At 59.9% G+C, this 16,104-nt stretch carries 8 protein-coding genes; 5 read left to right on the top strand and 3 right to left on the bottom strand.

What is annotated here, in order from left to right; translation table 11 throughout:
* Positions 1–21: 21 nt before the first annotated feature.
* The 3 genes from JQ627_RS31400 to JQ627_RS31390 form a co-directional block, all read right to left on the bottom strand.
* The gene (locus tag JQ627_RS31400) at positions 22–3,570 is read right to left on the bottom strand and encodes an adenylate/guanylate cyclase domain-containing protein (protein WP_212488231.1); all 3,549 of its coding nucleotides are present in this window, start codon (positions 3,568–3,570) and stop codon (positions 22–24) included.
* A gap of 684 nt (positions 3,571–4,254) precedes the next feature.
* Positions 4,255–6,900 carry an MMPL family transporter gene (locus JQ627_RS31395; RefSeq protein WP_249143544.1) on the bottom strand — a complete coding sequence of 882 codons (2,646 nt, stop codon included), beginning with the start codon at positions 6,898–6,900 and terminating at the stop codon, positions 4,255–4,257.
* Positions 6,901–7,357: 457 nt separating this feature from the next.
* Positions 7,358–8,773 carry a PLP-dependent aminotransferase family protein gene (locus JQ627_RS31390; RefSeq protein WP_212488298.1) on the bottom strand — a complete coding sequence of 472 codons (1,416 nt, stop codon included), beginning with the start codon at positions 8,771–8,773 and terminating at the stop codon, positions 7,358–7,360.
* Between the two features lie 90 nt (positions 8,774–8,863).
* Here JQ627_RS31390 and JQ627_RS31385 point away from each other — a divergent pair, with 90 nt between their 5' ends.
* The 5 genes from JQ627_RS31385 to JQ627_RS31365 all read left to right on the top strand — a co-directional run bounded on the left by JQ627_RS31385 (position 8,864) and on the right by JQ627_RS31365 (position 16,087).
* Positions 8,864–9,310 carry a cupin domain-containing protein gene (locus JQ627_RS31385; RefSeq protein WP_212488230.1) on the top strand — a complete coding sequence of 149 codons (447 nt, stop codon included), beginning with the start codon at positions 8,864–8,866 and terminating at the stop codon, positions 9,308–9,310.
* The gene (locus JQ627_RS31380; protein ID WP_212488229.1) at positions 9,303–9,761 is read left to right on the top strand and encodes a carboxymuconolactone decarboxylase family protein; all 459 of its coding nucleotides are present in this window, start codon (positions 9,303–9,305) and stop codon (positions 9,759–9,761) included. The genes JQ627_RS31385 and JQ627_RS31380 overlap by 8 nt, the downstream gene beginning before the upstream one ends.
* A gap of 202 nt (positions 9,762–9,963) precedes the next feature.
* A complete protein-coding gene (locus tag JQ627_RS31375) occupies positions 9,964–12,369 on the top strand; it encodes a nitric-oxide reductase large subunit (protein ID WP_249143542.1) in 2,406 nt (801 codons plus the stop codon).
* Positions 12,370–12,473: 104 nt separating this feature from the next.
* Positions 12,474–13,640 (top strand): FAD-dependent oxidoreductase, encoded by a 1,167-nt coding sequence (locus tag JQ627_RS31370; RefSeq protein ID WP_212488228.1) that lies wholly within the window; start codon positions 12,474–12,476, stop codon positions 13,638–13,640.
* Between the two features lie 83 nt (positions 13,641–13,723).
* Positions 13,724–16,087 (top strand): PAS domain S-box protein, encoded by a 2,364-nt coding sequence (locus tag JQ627_RS31365; protein ID WP_212488227.1) that lies wholly within the window; start codon positions 13,724–13,726, stop codon positions 16,085–16,087.
* The last annotated feature ends 17 nt before the right edge of the window (positions 16,088–16,104 follow it).

Genomic DNA, 16,104 nt, shown 5'->3' with positions numbered 1-16,104 from the left:
TCTCCTATGTCTGCTGTGGCCTCAGTGCCGTTGCGCCCGGATCCTATCCATCAAGGCTGTCATCTTCAGGCGACATGCTGTCGTCCAGGACTCATTAAGCAGGACTTCGGCGCGTTCGAGGTCGCCACGCCGGCTACGACGGCGCAGCATGCGCGCGAAACGGTGCTGCGTGTGTGCGAGCCAAGGGGATGCCTGCATGTGCCGATCCATTCGGAGAGCTTCGTCGAAATGCTGTTCGGCGCTATCCCAGTCCATCAGGACCTCGGCCAACGCTCCGAGAAAGCGGCCGGCTGATCCGTAGCATACGGTCACGACCCCCGCCGTGACTGTCATGTGGCGATAAGGCTCAAGCAGGTCATAGAGGGTGCGTGCACTGACCGCATCATCCAGTGCTGCACATACGTCCGCCAGATAAGACAGCGTAGTGCTGCGCATCGCATCCATTGGAAGCGCGAAGCCGGCTTCTCTCAACTCGTCAAGCAGCTTTTGCGCCTGCGGCTTGAACCCGAGCTCAGTCGCGACGATCGCGAATCCGGGCTTCCAGGTGTTGAGGTTGCCTTTGTCTATGAAATGTCTGACGATCGGGGCGACCTCCGAAAGACGACCCTGCTCGCGGCGAATCGTGAACATTTGCATGCCATAGACGCCCTCGACGCTCTCGCCATATCTCCGGCGACCGAGCTGATAGGCGTTTTCAGCAAACCCCTCCGCGGCTGCAAAGTCGCCGTTCAATAACGCCAGCATCGCACGCCCGTGTTGTCCGACCCACTGCTGATGCGTCATTTGCTGGCCCTCAGTCAACGAGCAGAAGGTTTCCAGAGCTCCTATCATTCCTTCGCGGTCGCCGAATTCGGCAGAATAATAGATGCGCGTCGCAAGGGCTCGGGTCCGGAAGTCTGCGTCGTTGAGCCGCTCTGCGATGCCCAGCAACTCGTCTAAGCGCTTGAGCAAGCTTTGGGACTGCTCGCCGGAAAGGGCAGCCGGGACCAGAAGCGGATTGAACAGAGCCTCGCAGAGAGTGCGATCGTCATCGATGCGACGTGCAATCTCGATGGCCTTGGAGTTCGACGCATCTGCACGCTCAAGATCACCGTTCATGTAGAACGCTCTGCCGAGTGCGCTCAATATCTGGCAACGCTGCCGAGTGTCTCTTGCTTCGATCACTGGCAGCGCTTCGAGCAGGAGGTTAATGGAGGAATCGAGGGAATCATGAGAATAGAAATGAGCTTGCGCAAATCCAATTGCGGAGTTGGCGAGCGCATCGGGCTTGTCAACAGCTCTCGCTTCGCGCGCGGAGTCAGCGAACGTGGCAGACGCCTGTTGCAGGTCGCCGGCGGCTATCTGCGCCCAGCCTAACGCAATCTTCGTCTCTAGGACGGTAACTTCGCGACCTTGCGCGTCGGGTAGCTTCTGGGCAATAGCCACCACCTTCTCGTAATGATCTATGGCTTCGTAATTTGCCGAGCGCGCGATCGCCCGGTCGCCTGCGCGTCGCCAGAAAGGAAGAGCCAACTCCGGCAAAGCGGCTTCGGAAAAGTGCCGCGCAATCAGCTCGGGTTGCGTCTCTGCTATTTCGCGGTACTCGGCCAGAGCGCGGGCGATCGCAGCGTGATATCGGTGTCTCTGGCTCATAAGCAGTGATTGGTACGTCGCATCCTGAATTAGGGCATGCCTGAAGACGAAGGTATCTTCGGACGAGCCCGCCCTCAGAAGGAGGTGCGCAGCCATGAGCTCGGCGACTGCGGCGTCAAGGTCCGCAGATGGAAACTGGCAAACGTGAGTAAGCAGATCCCGGCTGAATTCGCGGCCGATAACGGAGGCAATTTGCGCAGTCTCCCTTGCGGTCGGCCCGCATCGATCAAGCCGCGCTAGGAGAGAGCCCTGCAGTGTTGCTGGCAACACCATCTTGATGTCGCACTCGCTGGCCTCTCGTTCGGCAAGAAAGCGAGCCATCTCCTCGATGAACAGTGGGATTCCGTCGCTTCGATCGATGATTTCATTGACCAGTCGAGCGTTGGCACTAAGGCCTACGATGTTTCGTACCATGTCGGCGACGAGGGGCTGGGCGAGGGCGCCGATAGAAAGCGGCAACACATGATCGTACGCGCGGGGCCATTCAAATTTCCAACTCGGCCGATGCGTCACGAGCAACATGACAGGCGATCGATTGATCGGCGCCAAGAGGGCGTCGAGTAATTCAGTCGTGGTCGGATCGATCCAGTGGGCATCCTCAACAATTAGCAACAGGGTGGCGCGTCCGGACCGGCGCACGAAGTGCTCGACCAGGGTCTGCAAGATGAGACTCTTCCTTTGCTGCGGCCCGAGTTCGAGCTCGCCATAGCGATCATGGTAGTCAAGTGAAAGGAGTTCGGCATAGACAGGCCCCACGGTGCGGGTGTCGATGCCCAGATCGGCAAGCATGCGCTCGAGCTTGTCGAGGCGCTGTTCGTTTTGATCTTCAGACCGAAAAGCGGCCTTTCGCGACAGGTTCTGAACGATTGGGAACAGAGCACTGTTGCTATGGTAAGGTGAGCACTGAAGACGGATGACCTCGTGAGGTGTTGAACCGAGTGTTTCAGTAAGGACTTGGAGGAGCCGCGACTTGCCGATGCCGGCGTCGCCCGACAGCAGGATCGCCTGTCCCTTCGCCCCGCACGCGAGATTCCATCTTTCAACGAGGAGCGCGAGTTCATGTACGCGACCAACGAATGGTGACAACTCTCCTGCATGAGCTGCGTGGAAGCGACTCTCGACCTCGCGCTCCGACTTGACGAGATGCACACTCGTGCCGGTCCCGAATCCCTTGAGGGCGATCTCGCCGAGATCCTCAATAACGAAAGCGTCGCCGATCAATCGCCTGGTCGACTCCGCGATAACGAGTTGATTGGGTTGGGCAATCGCTTGGAGCCTGGCTGCGAGATTTGGCGTCTCGCCCGCGACCGCGCCCTGCTCTCGAACAGAGCCGGCGATGAGGTCCCCTACAACGACTTGCCCCGTGGCAATGCCAACACGCGCCATGAGTTCGGTGTCTCGGGCTTTTAGCACTTGCACGGCGGCCAGGGCCTCGAGCCCGGCTCGAACTGCACGCTCGCCATGATCCTCATAGGCACACGGCCACCCGAAATACGCCATGATACCGTCGCCCATGTAGCGGGCGACGTAGCCTCCATAGCGGATCACAGTCTCGGCGACCCGATCTTGGTAACTACGGAGTACCTCCCGGAGGTCCTCGGGGTCGAGCCGCCGAGATAATTCGGTGGACCCAACCAAATCGCAGAATAGAACGCTCAGGAGGCGTCGCTCTGGTGGTCGCTCCGAGTAAGCGATATGCTGGAGAGGCTGATGCTCGGCACCGGTAGCAATAATGCGTGTTGGCCGCGAGGCTGTCCCGAAGGACTCCGCCACCGCAGCCATCAGGATCTTGCGGTGTCCGAGGGACAGCCCCAGCTCGCGCAGTTCCGCTTCGGTGAGATGCGGGAGCACCCTCAGGTCGATGTCGCTGGCGGCGAAGGCATCGGAATATTGCTCAAGGCCGAGCGCTCGCAACCACGTATGTACGTCGTTGCTCATTGGCTTCCCGTCGCTTCTTCACTCCCCGTTGTGTACTTGCGATGTGGTCAAGCCGCCGCCGTGATCGAGAATGCCGGCGCAATGTTGAGGTTCATCCGAGCAGGCCCATAGTTCCTACGGCGCGTGATCTACGCCGGACCGGCAAGCCAATTATAGCATGTCTTGCTGGCGCTGAGTGTGATGCAGTTCATGGAGACGCCCGTCTCGATCAGCCAGCACGCCGCCGATGGGCTGGGCGGGGTTTGGCCGGCCAAACCCCGGTTGCGCCTTGTCGCCACATCCAGGTCACCGGCACGGCTTCGGCTCTTTGCAAGCGGCATAATGTCTGGTCCGTGAGGTGAAGCACGATGATACCGGATACTGACCTTCTTTCCCGTCGCGGCTGTAAACTGGACCGAGCGTCATGCTTGGATTGAGGCAGCCATTGAAGACAGAGACACGGATGTTCGCATTGGCTCGTGTTTTCGGCTTAGCTGACGGGCGAAGACGAACTGGCTCGCCTCCGCCTTATCCCCGACGACGGACGTGAACTAATCGAGGCGCGTTTCCGTTTGGGGACTTGGAGCAGCGCCGAGCCTTCTTTTCTTCCGGCTTGAAACGAAAATCCCTCCTTCACTGCCGACATGCGGCTCCCTCGACTTTGGCTCGAAAGGTCACCCCTCGCCGATGCGAATATTCAAGGTCTTATTCGGCTGCTTCGGGCAGCTGCGAAGGCATATCGACGAAACGCTTGATTTGCCGCGGACGGCCCATCAGCACCGGTTGAAAGAGGACAGCTGCAGCCATGGTGCACGCCAGCGCCAGCGCCATCATCTTGCCCATGCTTGACATGCCCGGATAACTCGACACCCACATGCTGCCGAAGGCGACTGCATTGGTCATGGCGCTGAATACCACTGCACGGGTGAGCGTAGACTGCAGCAGGTTCGTTTTGCCAGCGCGCCAGGCCATGATGTAGTAGATCTTGAACGCAACTCCGACTCCGAGAAGCAGCGGAAGCGCGACGATATTCGCGAAGTTGAGCGAAAGGCCCGAGATCTCGGAAAGTTCGAGCGTCACCACGCCGGCGAGAAGGAGTGGAATCAATGTCAACAGAACGTCAGTTATCCTGCGCAACGCGATGATCAGCAGGATCGAGATGGCGACGAGTGCCAAGACGCCTGCCTTGATGAAGGCGCTGGTGACGGTTTTCTCGGACTCATAGTAGCTGATCACCTCGCCTGTCGCAGACGGCTCGGCACCAAGTACCGCAGCGGCGAACTTCCGCAGAACGTTGACATCATTGGCGTCGCCCTTCGGCAAAACCTGAGCGCGAGCACGGCCGTCCGGCAGCACCCAATCGCGGACCAGATCCGGAGGCAGCGTCTGCATCGTTATGGTTTCGGGAGCAAGGCTCTTGCGAACGAGATCGAGGTCGTAGGTCAATGGTGCGACAATTGCCGCCTCGGCGTTGCTCCTAAAATTTGATGGGGCATCCGCAAGGCGATCGAGGAGAACGGCCACCTCGCGTGCGTCGTCCGCCGCGCTGCCATGGGCACCGGCTGCCGCTCTGGTGAGAGCGTCCGCTGCGCCACGGATCGCCACGACGAGGTCCTGATCGTTCGGCGCGGGCCGCCGCCCGGGCGGATTGAGCACCGGACTGAGAGACTGCGATGCAGCGTGCAAGGCCGCGGTTTTCCGCCGCTGATCACTGGGAATGAAGTTCGTCAGCGTGAGTACGCGCGAAACCTCGGGAACCGCCGCAAGGCGCGTGGCGATGGCATCAGCCTGTTCGAGCGATGGTGCCATGATCTCCGCATCGTGGCCGGTGGTCTGCGGGTCGGACTGCAATTGTCGATACGCCACGACCGCCGGCGAATCGGCCCTCTGCAAATCGACCGGGTCGAAATCGAACTGTAGATGGAGCAGCAGCGGCGAGCCGGCGAGCACCACCCCGAATGTGCCGACGATCACGGCGATACGGTGTCGCTGCAGAAAGCGATCCAGCGGCCCGAGGCTCCCGAAGCCGATCGGCGCCGGTTCGCCGGGCGGATTGAGCACGGTGAGCATCGCCGGCACCAGCGTGATGCTGCATGCGAAAGCGATCAACATGCCGCATCCGGCGATCAGCCCCAGCTCGGAGAGACCGCGATAGCTTGTAGGCAGGAAGGCGAAAAAGCCGACAGAGGTGGCTGCGGCAGCCAGCGCGAGTGGTTTTCCGGACTTTTTCGCTGCACTGCGCAGCGCTCGTCGCAGATCACCAAGTTCGTGCCGCTCGGTGCGATAGCGGACACTGAACTGAATTCCGAAGTCGACACCCAGGCCCACGAACAGCACAAAAAACGCAATAGAGATCAGGTTGAAGGAGCCGACCATTAGAAGGCCCAGCGCAGCGGTCGCTGCGAGGCCCACGACCAAGCTGCAGAAAACAGATATGATCAGTTTCCAGGAGCGAAGCGCGAGCCATAGAACAATCAGCACGCCCAACGTCGCCGTTAGTGTGTCGCGCAACGCGCTGGTTCGAATCACCGAGAACTGCTCGTCGTTCATCGGTACCTGGCCGGTGAGGCTCAAGATGGCGCCGAGTCTGCTGTTCAGATTTAGATCGGCGGCCGCTTTATGGATTCCCTGTTCAGCGGCATGCCCCGGTTGAAGCGTCGAAAAATTGAGCTTTGGCGCGATTTCCACAAAATGTCGCAACTGACTGGCTGGCAGGGTGTGACCCTGCAGAAGCTCCTGCCAGGAAAAGAAGGCAGGCTTGCCGGAGAGAACGTCGATCAACGTCTGTTTGGCAAACGAAAGCGGCCACGCCATTTGCTCCAGCTTGATCTCGCCTGCCTGGACGCCATCGGTTGCAGATACGAGCACCTTCATGACGCCTCGCAGGCTCGGATCCGCCGCAAGTTCGGCAATGAAGGGGCGCGCACGGGTTAGTCCCTCGGCGGTCCTTTGAACTTCCGATGTGGAGCCAAGCAGCAATCCATTTCGCTCGATGAACTTCCCGCTGTCCGGTTGCGCGACCCTGGGAAACAGGCTCGGGTTCTTTGCGAGCGCTTCCGACAGTTCATTCGTGGCCATCTCCGCGTTTTCAGGCGTTGGCGCGCTAACGACTGCTAAGATCGCTCTCTGCGGAAAGGCATGCGTCAACTGCAGCTGACGTTCGTGCCAGGGAAGCTTTTTCGAGATCAGTCCTTCGATGTCAGTATCGATCGAAAAACGCGCAATGGTATAGCTGGCGGTTCCCATTAGCAGCAATAATCCGGCGACGATGACCATCCACCGGCGGCGACTGCAGAAATCGACAACTGTGATTATCGCGGTATTCATCGTCATGGACCAAAAAGAACGCATCACATTTGTCCCTACACCATAATCGAAGGGAAAACGGTGCCAGCGTCGCGGGTGGGGCGAGCTGAGACCGTCTCTGTGCGTGGCTGGGGCAGGAATGAATCTGCCCGCTGTCGGTCACATGTGTTCAGACGATCGTGGCCCCAAGCTGCAGCAGCCTCGCCGCTGGTCAAATTGGCGCGATCAGCGTCCGAATTCTGGAAGTGAGCGTGCACCCCAACGTGCGAATGTGAAACGGCGTCGTGCTTTTTCGAATGATCGAGACGCCCGAGGTAACACGCGAGACGACAGCTCGTGAACGGACCAACTAGGAGTGAAGCTCCGGTGCGCGCTTCTAAACGGGAGCCCGATGTATCGGACAGTGCTTTCAGTCTTGGTTGCCCCAGCTGGGCAGCCGATCGAATCTCGACGTTGGCGAAAGCCTCACGGCGAAATCTCGTCCCATCCGCGCATCAGGGATTCAGCTGAAACGCCGGATGATATCGACCAGGCGGTCGCAGGATCTCGCGAGATCCTTTGTCGGCGATGTCGCAACGCCCAACAGGAGTCCAGACCGGTTGGTCTCCGCAGACGCATACCAGGCCGAGAGCGGAGCCGGAAACATGCCGAAAGCCAGTACCTCGCGTGCAATGGCGAGATCCGACGTGCCATCGGGCAACCGCAGCAGGACGGCCAAGCCCGTCGCGACGACGTTGTCGGCATCGAAATGGGGCCGAAGCTGCGCCAGCAAGTCTTTCCGCTTGGCCGCATAGGCGCGCTTCGCATGGCGGAGGTGGCGCAAATAATGCCCTTCGCGCATGAATTCCGCAGTCGCGAGCTGCACCGAAGGCCCCGGCGGGGGGGCGAGACACGCTGCAACCTCGGCAAAGCGAGCCATGAGACCGATCGGGGCAACGACAAATCCGAGGCGGAGCTTGGGACTGATCGTCTTGCTGAAGGAGCCGATGTGGATGACCCGCCCGGCGCGATCGAGCGATGCCAGAGCCGGCGCTGCCCGGCCCATCAACTGCAGTTCGCTCAGATAATCGTCCTCTATGACCCAGGCCGCTCTTGCGGCCGCCCACTCTAGCAATTGGAGGCGCCGTTCAAGCGATAGTGTCGGTCCGAGCGGTGCCTGCTGCCCGGGCGTCACGACTACCAATTTTGCGTCGGGCGCGTGATGCAGACCATGGTCAATGTCCATCCCGTCTGCATCGACGGGGATTGGCGAGAGAAACAATCGCGCGAATTCAAGGCCCTTCCGGGTGAACGGAAAGCCCGGATCTTCGATCCAGGCTTTTTCCCCTTCGAGACCCAGCACTCGGAGCGCCAGCCCCAGCCCAGCGCAATATCCGCCCGTGACGATGATCTGCGCCGGTGAGCAGTCGATGCCGCGGGCAACGGCGAGGTAGCCAGCGATCTCTCGCCTGAACTCGAGCTCGCCACGCCGATCCGGATAGATGGGGGCCGCACTCGCTTCTACACGGACGGCATTTGCGCGGATGCGCGCGATGAGCTTTGCCGGAAAGGTCTCCGTCGCAGGGACTCCCATCTGGAAGAAGCCGGGCCCCTGGACCATCTCCTGAAAGATGTCCAGGAGCGACCCGGGATCCGGTCGCTGCTGCTCGCTCTTCAGCACCGCGCGTGGACGCGGGGCGACACGGGTTCCGCTCGCACGGGACGCGACGATCAGCCGGGCTGCGTTGAGCTTCTCGTAGGCCGTCTGCACGGTGCCGCGAGCGACACCGAGTTGGGCGGCCAGGTCCTGCCAAGAGGGCAAGCGGGCTCCAGGTTCGAGCACGCCACTTTCGATCGCGGTCACAATTCCGTGTCGGATCTGCTCGGCGAGCGTCGTCTTGGCGGAGCGGTCGATCTTCAGGTTCAGGGGCTTCGTCACGGGGCCGTAGTATACTTTTCTTTCGCGTTCTTGGTGCTTTTTTCTAGCCCAGCACGAGGGCATCTTCCCTGCGGAAGAAGGAGAAGGCGGATGAAAATCAGAGCCATTATCGCCGCTACCTGCGCCGCAGTCGCCTTCTCGATGGCCGGCCGCGTCTCCGCCCATGATGGCGAAGCGGAAACCGTCACGAAGAAGTTCGAGGCGGCCGTTCCCAATATTCCCGGCAAATCGATCATCGCCGTGGAAGTCGATTACCCGCCCGGCGCGGCGTCCCCGCCCCACACACACGCGAAGTCGGCGTTCATCTACGCCTATGTGATTTCGGGCGCGATCGAGTCGAAGGTGAATGACGGCGAGGCACGCATCTATCGGGCTGGCGAGAGCTGGTCCGAACCACCGAACGCGATCCATTCGATCAGCCGCAATGCGAGCAAGACCGAACCAGCGAAGCTGCTCGCTGTCTCCGTCCTCGACACCAACCACGAAGCGCTGACCACGCCCATCAAATACCCCACAAGAGAAGAGCAGCATGACTAGACGTCTGGACTATAATCAGATCGCGCCGAACGGCGCCAAGGCTCTCGGTGGTGTGCGTGGCTATGTCATGCAGAGTGGACTGCCGGCCGAATTAGTGGAGCTTGTCTATCTGCGTGTATCGCAGATCAACAACTGCGCCTATTGCCTCGACGTGCACACTCGCGATCTCGTCAAGAAGGGCGTGCCGATCGAGAAGCTCGCCCTGGTTCAGGCCTGGGAGGAAGGCGGCAACCTCTTCAGCGAGACCGAGCGCACCGCCTTGGTCTGGGCCGAGACGGTGACGCGTGTGGCCGATACCGGTGTGCCGGACGACGCATACCAGGCGGCTCGCGCGGTCTTCAACGAGAAGGAGTTGGTCGACCTCACGATCGCGATCAGCCTGATGAATGCCTCCAACCGCATGGCAATCAGCTTCCGCAACACGCCCCAGGCGGCAATCGAAAACAACTAGGCGGAAGCCGTTAACTCACAGTTCGGCTCCAAGCTCCGCCATCGCAGCAGTGTCCGTCCCAGGCGGCGGCGCAACTGCGGTCATGTTGCACCACTATGAACGAGGGCTCGCCCCGATAGCGCGGAGGAAAGTTCGCCGCAGGTTCAACGCAGAGATGGCGGAAGCGTTCATACAATCAGGCTGCTCTATGGAAGCACAAGCGATGACGACAATCGATAAGGGACTTCCATCGACCCGCGCGGACGGAGGAATCCGGAGCACGCTATCACCCGAAACAAGAGAGCTGATCCATGAGGATCCGGTAACGCGGATATTGAAGTGGCTGCTGCTGGCGACCGCGGCGGCCTGCTTCGGCCTCATGGCCTGGACGACGGGGCGAACCTATCAGGACGCACCTCCGGTGCCCGACCGCATTGTCGCGCAGAATGGAGCGATGCTGATGTCGGGCACCGACGTGGTCGCTGGAAAGGGCGGCTTTCAGAAGGCCGACCTGATGGACTACGGCAGCCTCTACGGCATGGGATCCTATTTCGGGCCGGACTACACCGCTCGCAATCTTGTCGATCTTGAAGCTGCCACCGAGCAGAATCTTGCCGAGCTTCTTCACAACAGCGCCTTTGGAGCCCTGTCGGCGGAGGAGCAAGCCGCGGTCCGGGTTCGTGGGCAGACGATGCTACGTGGCGTAGATCTGACGCAACGCACCGTCACCGTCGCGCCCGCCCTAGCGCAAGCCATCACCTCTGTCCGCGACCAGATCGCTGTGAGCCTGCTTCAAGATGATTTGGCTTCGGGCTACAGCAAGGCACGTAGTCTCGATCCGCAGACTGCCCGCCAGACGGCGGACTTCCTAGTCTATGCCTCGTTGACAACTGTTGCCCAACGTCCTGGTACAACGGTCTCATGGACGCAGAACTGGCCCTATGAGCCGAGTGTAGGCAACGTTCCGACGGGCGCTACCTTCATTTGGACATGGGCAAGTTTCTGCTTTGTCTTCCTCGGTTTCGGGGCCGTGCTCGCAATCTACAAGGTTTACCTGTCCGATCCCGACACATCGCCGATGGATCCGGTTCTGACCGGGTTCGCTCGTCTAACGCCTAGCCAACGCCGGACGGGTAAGTACTTCCTCTTCGTGGCGCTGGTGCTACTGTTGCAGATCGGTGCCGGGTCGGTCATGGCCCACTACTACTCCGACCGCGCGAGCTTCTATGGCATTCCGGTCGGCAGTTTTCTCCCATTCAACTTCCTCCGTAGCGTTCATCTACAGGCTCCGCTCGTCTGGATTGCCTTCTCCTGGATTGGCTCCGGCCTGTTTCTTGCGCCGATGATCAGCGGACGGGAAGCCAGGAACCAAGCTCTTTTTGTCGACATCTTATTCTGGACTTCGGTCATCGTCGTGGTCGGCGCGCTGACCGGCAACTATCTGGGCATCATGGGTCTGATTGATCGCGGCTGGTTCTGGTTCGGCAATCGGGGCCTTTCGTATCTCCAGCTTGGCCGGTTCTGGCAGATCGCGTTTTTCGCCGCTCTCATCATGTGGAGCTGGCTGATTGCTCGCGCGCTCTGGCCCAGCCGTGCGCTGTGGAACGACGCGGCGTGGCACTTCTGGACCGGACGCATCCGGCTCGAACATCTCATCTGGGCAGCGACTGTTAACATCGCCGTCCTGTACGTCTGCGGCATGATTCCACTGACGGGGCTCGAGAAATCCTTCACCATCACCGATTACTGGCGGTGGTGGGTCGTGCATCTTTGGGTCGAACAGTCGTTCGAATTCTACGCCGCCTCAATGAGCATCTATCTGTTGATGGGATTGGGTCTGGTATCGCGCCATTTGGCCGAACGCGGCGTGCTGTTCCAACTCATCCTGATTTTCCTCGGCGGGGTTCTCGGCACGGGCCATCACCTGTACTGGAACGGCGCGCCTGGCCTGTGGGTACCATTCGGCACGATGTTCTCGTTCATCGAGGTGCTGCCATTGATCCTTCTCATTCTGGAATCGATCGAGAATTGGCGATCGATTCAGCGGCACGAGGAGTTTCATTACAAGCTAGCGTATCTGTATGTCGTCGGCGCAGCATTCTGGAACTTCGTAGGGGCTGGCGTCTTCGGTGGCGGCACGTTGAACGCGCCGCTCGTCAACTACTATGAGCATGCGACCTTCCTCACGCTCAACCACGCCCATACGGCGCTGTTTGGCGGATTTGGCCTGCTTGGCATTGGTCTGATCTATTTCTGCCTGCGTTACATCGCGGGCGAGACGCGCGAGTTCAATGAGAGGATGGGTGTTGTCGCCTTCTGGCTTTACAACGCAGGCCTCATCCTATGGATCTTGCTCAACTTCTTCCCCATTGGTTGGCGGCAACTGCTCGCAGTCTATGAGCATGGCTTGGCCTACGCGCGGAGCTTGGCATTTTACGACACCACCCTGCTCTGGCAGTGGATGCGGATCGTCGGCGATGTGGTCTTTGCAGTCGGCGCATTGCTGATGGCGTACGACTTCTTGATAAAGCTGGAACCCGTGTTGCCCAACCGCATCCGCAGCTTGCTTCCTAACATCGGCGACCGGCCTCAAAAGACCGACAAAGTCGCGTCAGCCGAAGCGCCATAGTTGAGTGCGCTCATCAAGCAATCGATTGCAAATCATGGTTCCGGACCAGGCGCATTAGGCGCGGCTATGAACGAGCTGAAGGCTCGCCACTCAACGGAGTTCACATGAAAGTCGTCGTGATCGGCGGTGGGATCGGCGGGTTTTCGGCGGCGCTGCAGCTCCGGAAAGCTGGACTGGACGTCCATGTCTACGAGCAAGCGCCGCAGATTGCCGAAATCGGCGCAGGCATTCAGATCAGCCCGAACGCCTCGCGGCTCCTGCTGCGGCTGGGCCTCAAGGCGGCGATGGACGCCGTCGGCGTGCGGCCGCGCGCAATGTACGAGCGGCGCTGGGACGACGGACGCACCTTGCAGCGCGCTCCGCTCGCCCCCGAAGTCGAGGCGACCTTCGGCGCGCCGTATTACCACTTCCACCGTGCGGATCTTGTAAATCTTCTGGCCGGCGCGCTTCCGCAGGAGCGTTTGCATGTCGGCCGCAAGCTCGTGGGATTGACGCACAGAGGCGAACGCGTGGTCGCTCATTTCGAGGACGGCCCGACAGCGGAAGCAGATCTCCTGCTCGGCGCCGATGGCATACATTCACGCGTACGTGAGCTCGTCTTCGGTCCCAAGAAGCCACGTTTCACGGGCTGTGTCGCCTGGCGTGGGTTGGTGCCAGCTGAGCGCATCAGGCATCTCAATATCGAGGTCGCCTCGAACAACTGGATGGGGCCGAACGGACATGTCGTGCACTATTGGGTTTCGAGTGGGCGAATGATGAACGTCGTCTGCATCACCGAGCACGGCGACTGGAAGCAGGAGTCCTGGACCGACAGAGGTGACGTGGCCGATGTGCTCGCTCGCTACGAGGGCTGGCATCCCACGGTACGCAGCCTCATCGGCGCCTTTCCCGAAACCTTCATCTGGGCTCTGCACGACCGCGCCGAGCTGCCCTGCTGGAGCGACGGTCGCGTCGCGCTGATCGGCGATGCATGTCATCCCATGTTGCCCATGATGGCGCAGGGCGCCGCGCAGTCGATCGAGGACGGTGCTACTCTCGCCGCGCTTCTCAAAGCAATGACCGACGTCAAGTGTGCGCTGGCGCGATACGAAGTGTTGCGCAAGCCGCGCGCCACGAAATTGCAGCAGGCGAGTGCGACCAACCGCGTAAGATTTCATCTGCCCGACGGCCCGGCGCAGCGCGTCCGCGATGAGGCGTTAGCCAGGTCCGGCGATCGCTCGATCGCCAACATAGGCTGGCTCTACGCCTTTGACGCGGCGCAGGTGCTGTAGCGACAGCGCGAAAAAGCATGATGGACGCGAATCGAATGGCGCGCGTTGTGCGGGAAGAAGCCGGAGCTTAAACAGGTCCGATTATGTCAGGTTTTGCAAAAGCGGAATGCACCCTGGGTCGCCTGCCTCCTCGCGAAGACGGGCTGCGTTTGGTTCTTGAAACCTCTCTTGACGCCGTCATTGTCATGAAGCTCAACAGCGTTGTGGCGGAGTGGAACAATCGCGCCACAGAGATCTTCGGGTGGTCCCGCGAGGAGGCGGTCGGGCGGAGAGTTGTGGATTTCATCATCCCCGAGCGATTTCGCGAAGCACACATAAACGTAATTCAACGCTATCTCGAAAGCGACAAGAATGAGGCTCAGGGCAGATCGATCGTGCTATCGGGCCTCAGAAGTAATGGTGAGGAAGTTCCCCTCGAGCTTTCGATTACCCCCGTTCAAGATGTCGATGACCTTCTGCTCGTCGCCTGCTTGCGCGACCTAAGCGAAAGCAAGCGTGCAGAAGAGCGAGCCCGTCTGGCTGAGGAGGAACTACGGGCAATCGTTGACACGATCCCCGCGATGGCGGTCCGCTATCGGGCCGATGGCACGATTGATTTCGTGAATGAGACGTGGCGCAGTTACACCGGCCTGTCGCTGGAGAGTTGGTATGGGCGTGGCAACATTGCCATTCACCCAGATGATCTTTCGCGAGTTGAAGAGGCATGGCTGGCGGCACTGAATAAAAACGATCCGTTCGAGACCGAGCAACGCCTGCGAAGAGCTGACGGAGAATACCGGTGGCACTCCATCCGCCGAATGCCGCTGCGTGATGACAACGGAGTGGTGGTCGCGTGGTACGGGGCAGGTTACGACATCCATGACAGGAAACTCGCTGAGACCGCGTTGCGCAAGAGTGAGGCGCAGTTGGCGGATACCAAGCGAGAGCAGCTCGCCAAGGCCGAGCGGGAACTTCGGCTGACTCTCGACTCCATCCCGACGCTGGCTTGGAGAAGTCGAACGGATGGTTTTGTGGAATATCTGAACAAGCGTTGGCTCGACTACACAGGCTTTTCCCTGGAGCAGGCGCTGGGCTGGGACTGGCAGGCCGCCATTCACCCTTCTGATCGCCCGGCGCTGCGTGATGCCTGGCTGAAAATGCTGGCGACTGAGACACCCTCCGAGGTTGAGGCCCGCATGAGGCGCTTCGACGGAGCATATCGCTGGTTCCTGTTTCGCACCGAAGCGTTACGGGATGAGAGCGGCGCCATCGTTGCATGGTACGGAACGAATACCGACGTCCAGGCCCGGAAGCGGGCTGAAAGCGCCCTGCAACGTAGCAGCGCGTACTTGGCCGAGACACAGAGCCTTAGCTTGACGGGCAGCTTTGCCTGGGAGGTCGTCGGTGGCCGTCCCTTCTGGTCGGATGAGACCTATAAAATTCTGGGCTTTGACCGGGGGACCAAGCCCTCGTTCGACGCACTCATTGCTCGCGTCCATCCTGATGATCGGGCACTTGCGCGACGTCAAATCGAGAGCATCGCCCAAGGCGCGAACAATCTCGACTCTGAACTCCAGTTACTGATGCCGGACGGGAAAACCAAATATTTGCGCATTATCGCGCATCGCGTGAAATTTGAATCGGGTAACGATGAAATCGTTGGCGCACTCATCGATAAAACGGAGGTCAGGACATCGCAAGAGGCGTTGGATTCCGCACAGGCTGCTTTGGCTCATGCCAGCCGAGTGGCTATTCTGGGAGAAATCAGTGCTACGATTGCGCACGAAATAAAGCAGCCGCTTGCCGCCATCATTACGAATGGTGAGACTGGCTTACGGTCGTTGGCTCGACCCGAACCTGTAGTCGAGAAGGCCGAGAAACTTACCAGGCGCATGGTTGCCGACGCGCGGCGGGCTGTCGATATCGTTGACGGCATTCGAGCTATGGGAACCCGGCAAGCATCCAAGCAGGCCTTGCTGTCGCTCAACGATATTGTCGAGGATTCTATGGTTTTTCTCCGCCATGAGTTACAGGCCAAGAGTACCTCTGTTTCTCTTGATCTGGCACTCGTGCCTCCTCGCGTATTGGGCGACCGTACCCAGCTCCAGCAGGTGGTCTTGAACCTGGCCATCAACGCGGTGCAGGCGATGGCGCAGTCCGGGGTAGAGCGCCGCTGCATTCTTATTCGAACCATGCAGCTCGATCATGAAACGGTGTGCTGCATTGTCGAGGACAGCGGTCCAGGAATCGACCCGACTCGCATACCCCGTCTTTTTGATACGTTCTTCACGACCAAAGACACTGGCATGGGATTGGGTTTGTCGATCTCCCGGTCCATTATAGAGGCACATGGCGGCTGCATTCGAGCGGAAAACGGCTCCGGTTTGGGCGGAGCCCGGTTCACTTTTGGCCTGCCTGTCGCTAATGCGTTCGATGCGACCTCTTGTGTGACGTCTCATCCTGGCTGACGGTATTGAATAACTGC

It is taken from the genome of Bradyrhizobium liaoningense, assembly GCF_018130785.1.
In the GTDB taxonomy this organism is placed as follows: Bacteria; Pseudomonadota; Alphaproteobacteria; order Rhizobiales; family Xanthobacteraceae; genus Bradyrhizobium; species Bradyrhizobium liaoningense_A.
The sequence above is the reverse complement of the archived record's forward strand: the minus strand, read 5'-3'. Positions and strand labels throughout refer to the sequence as shown.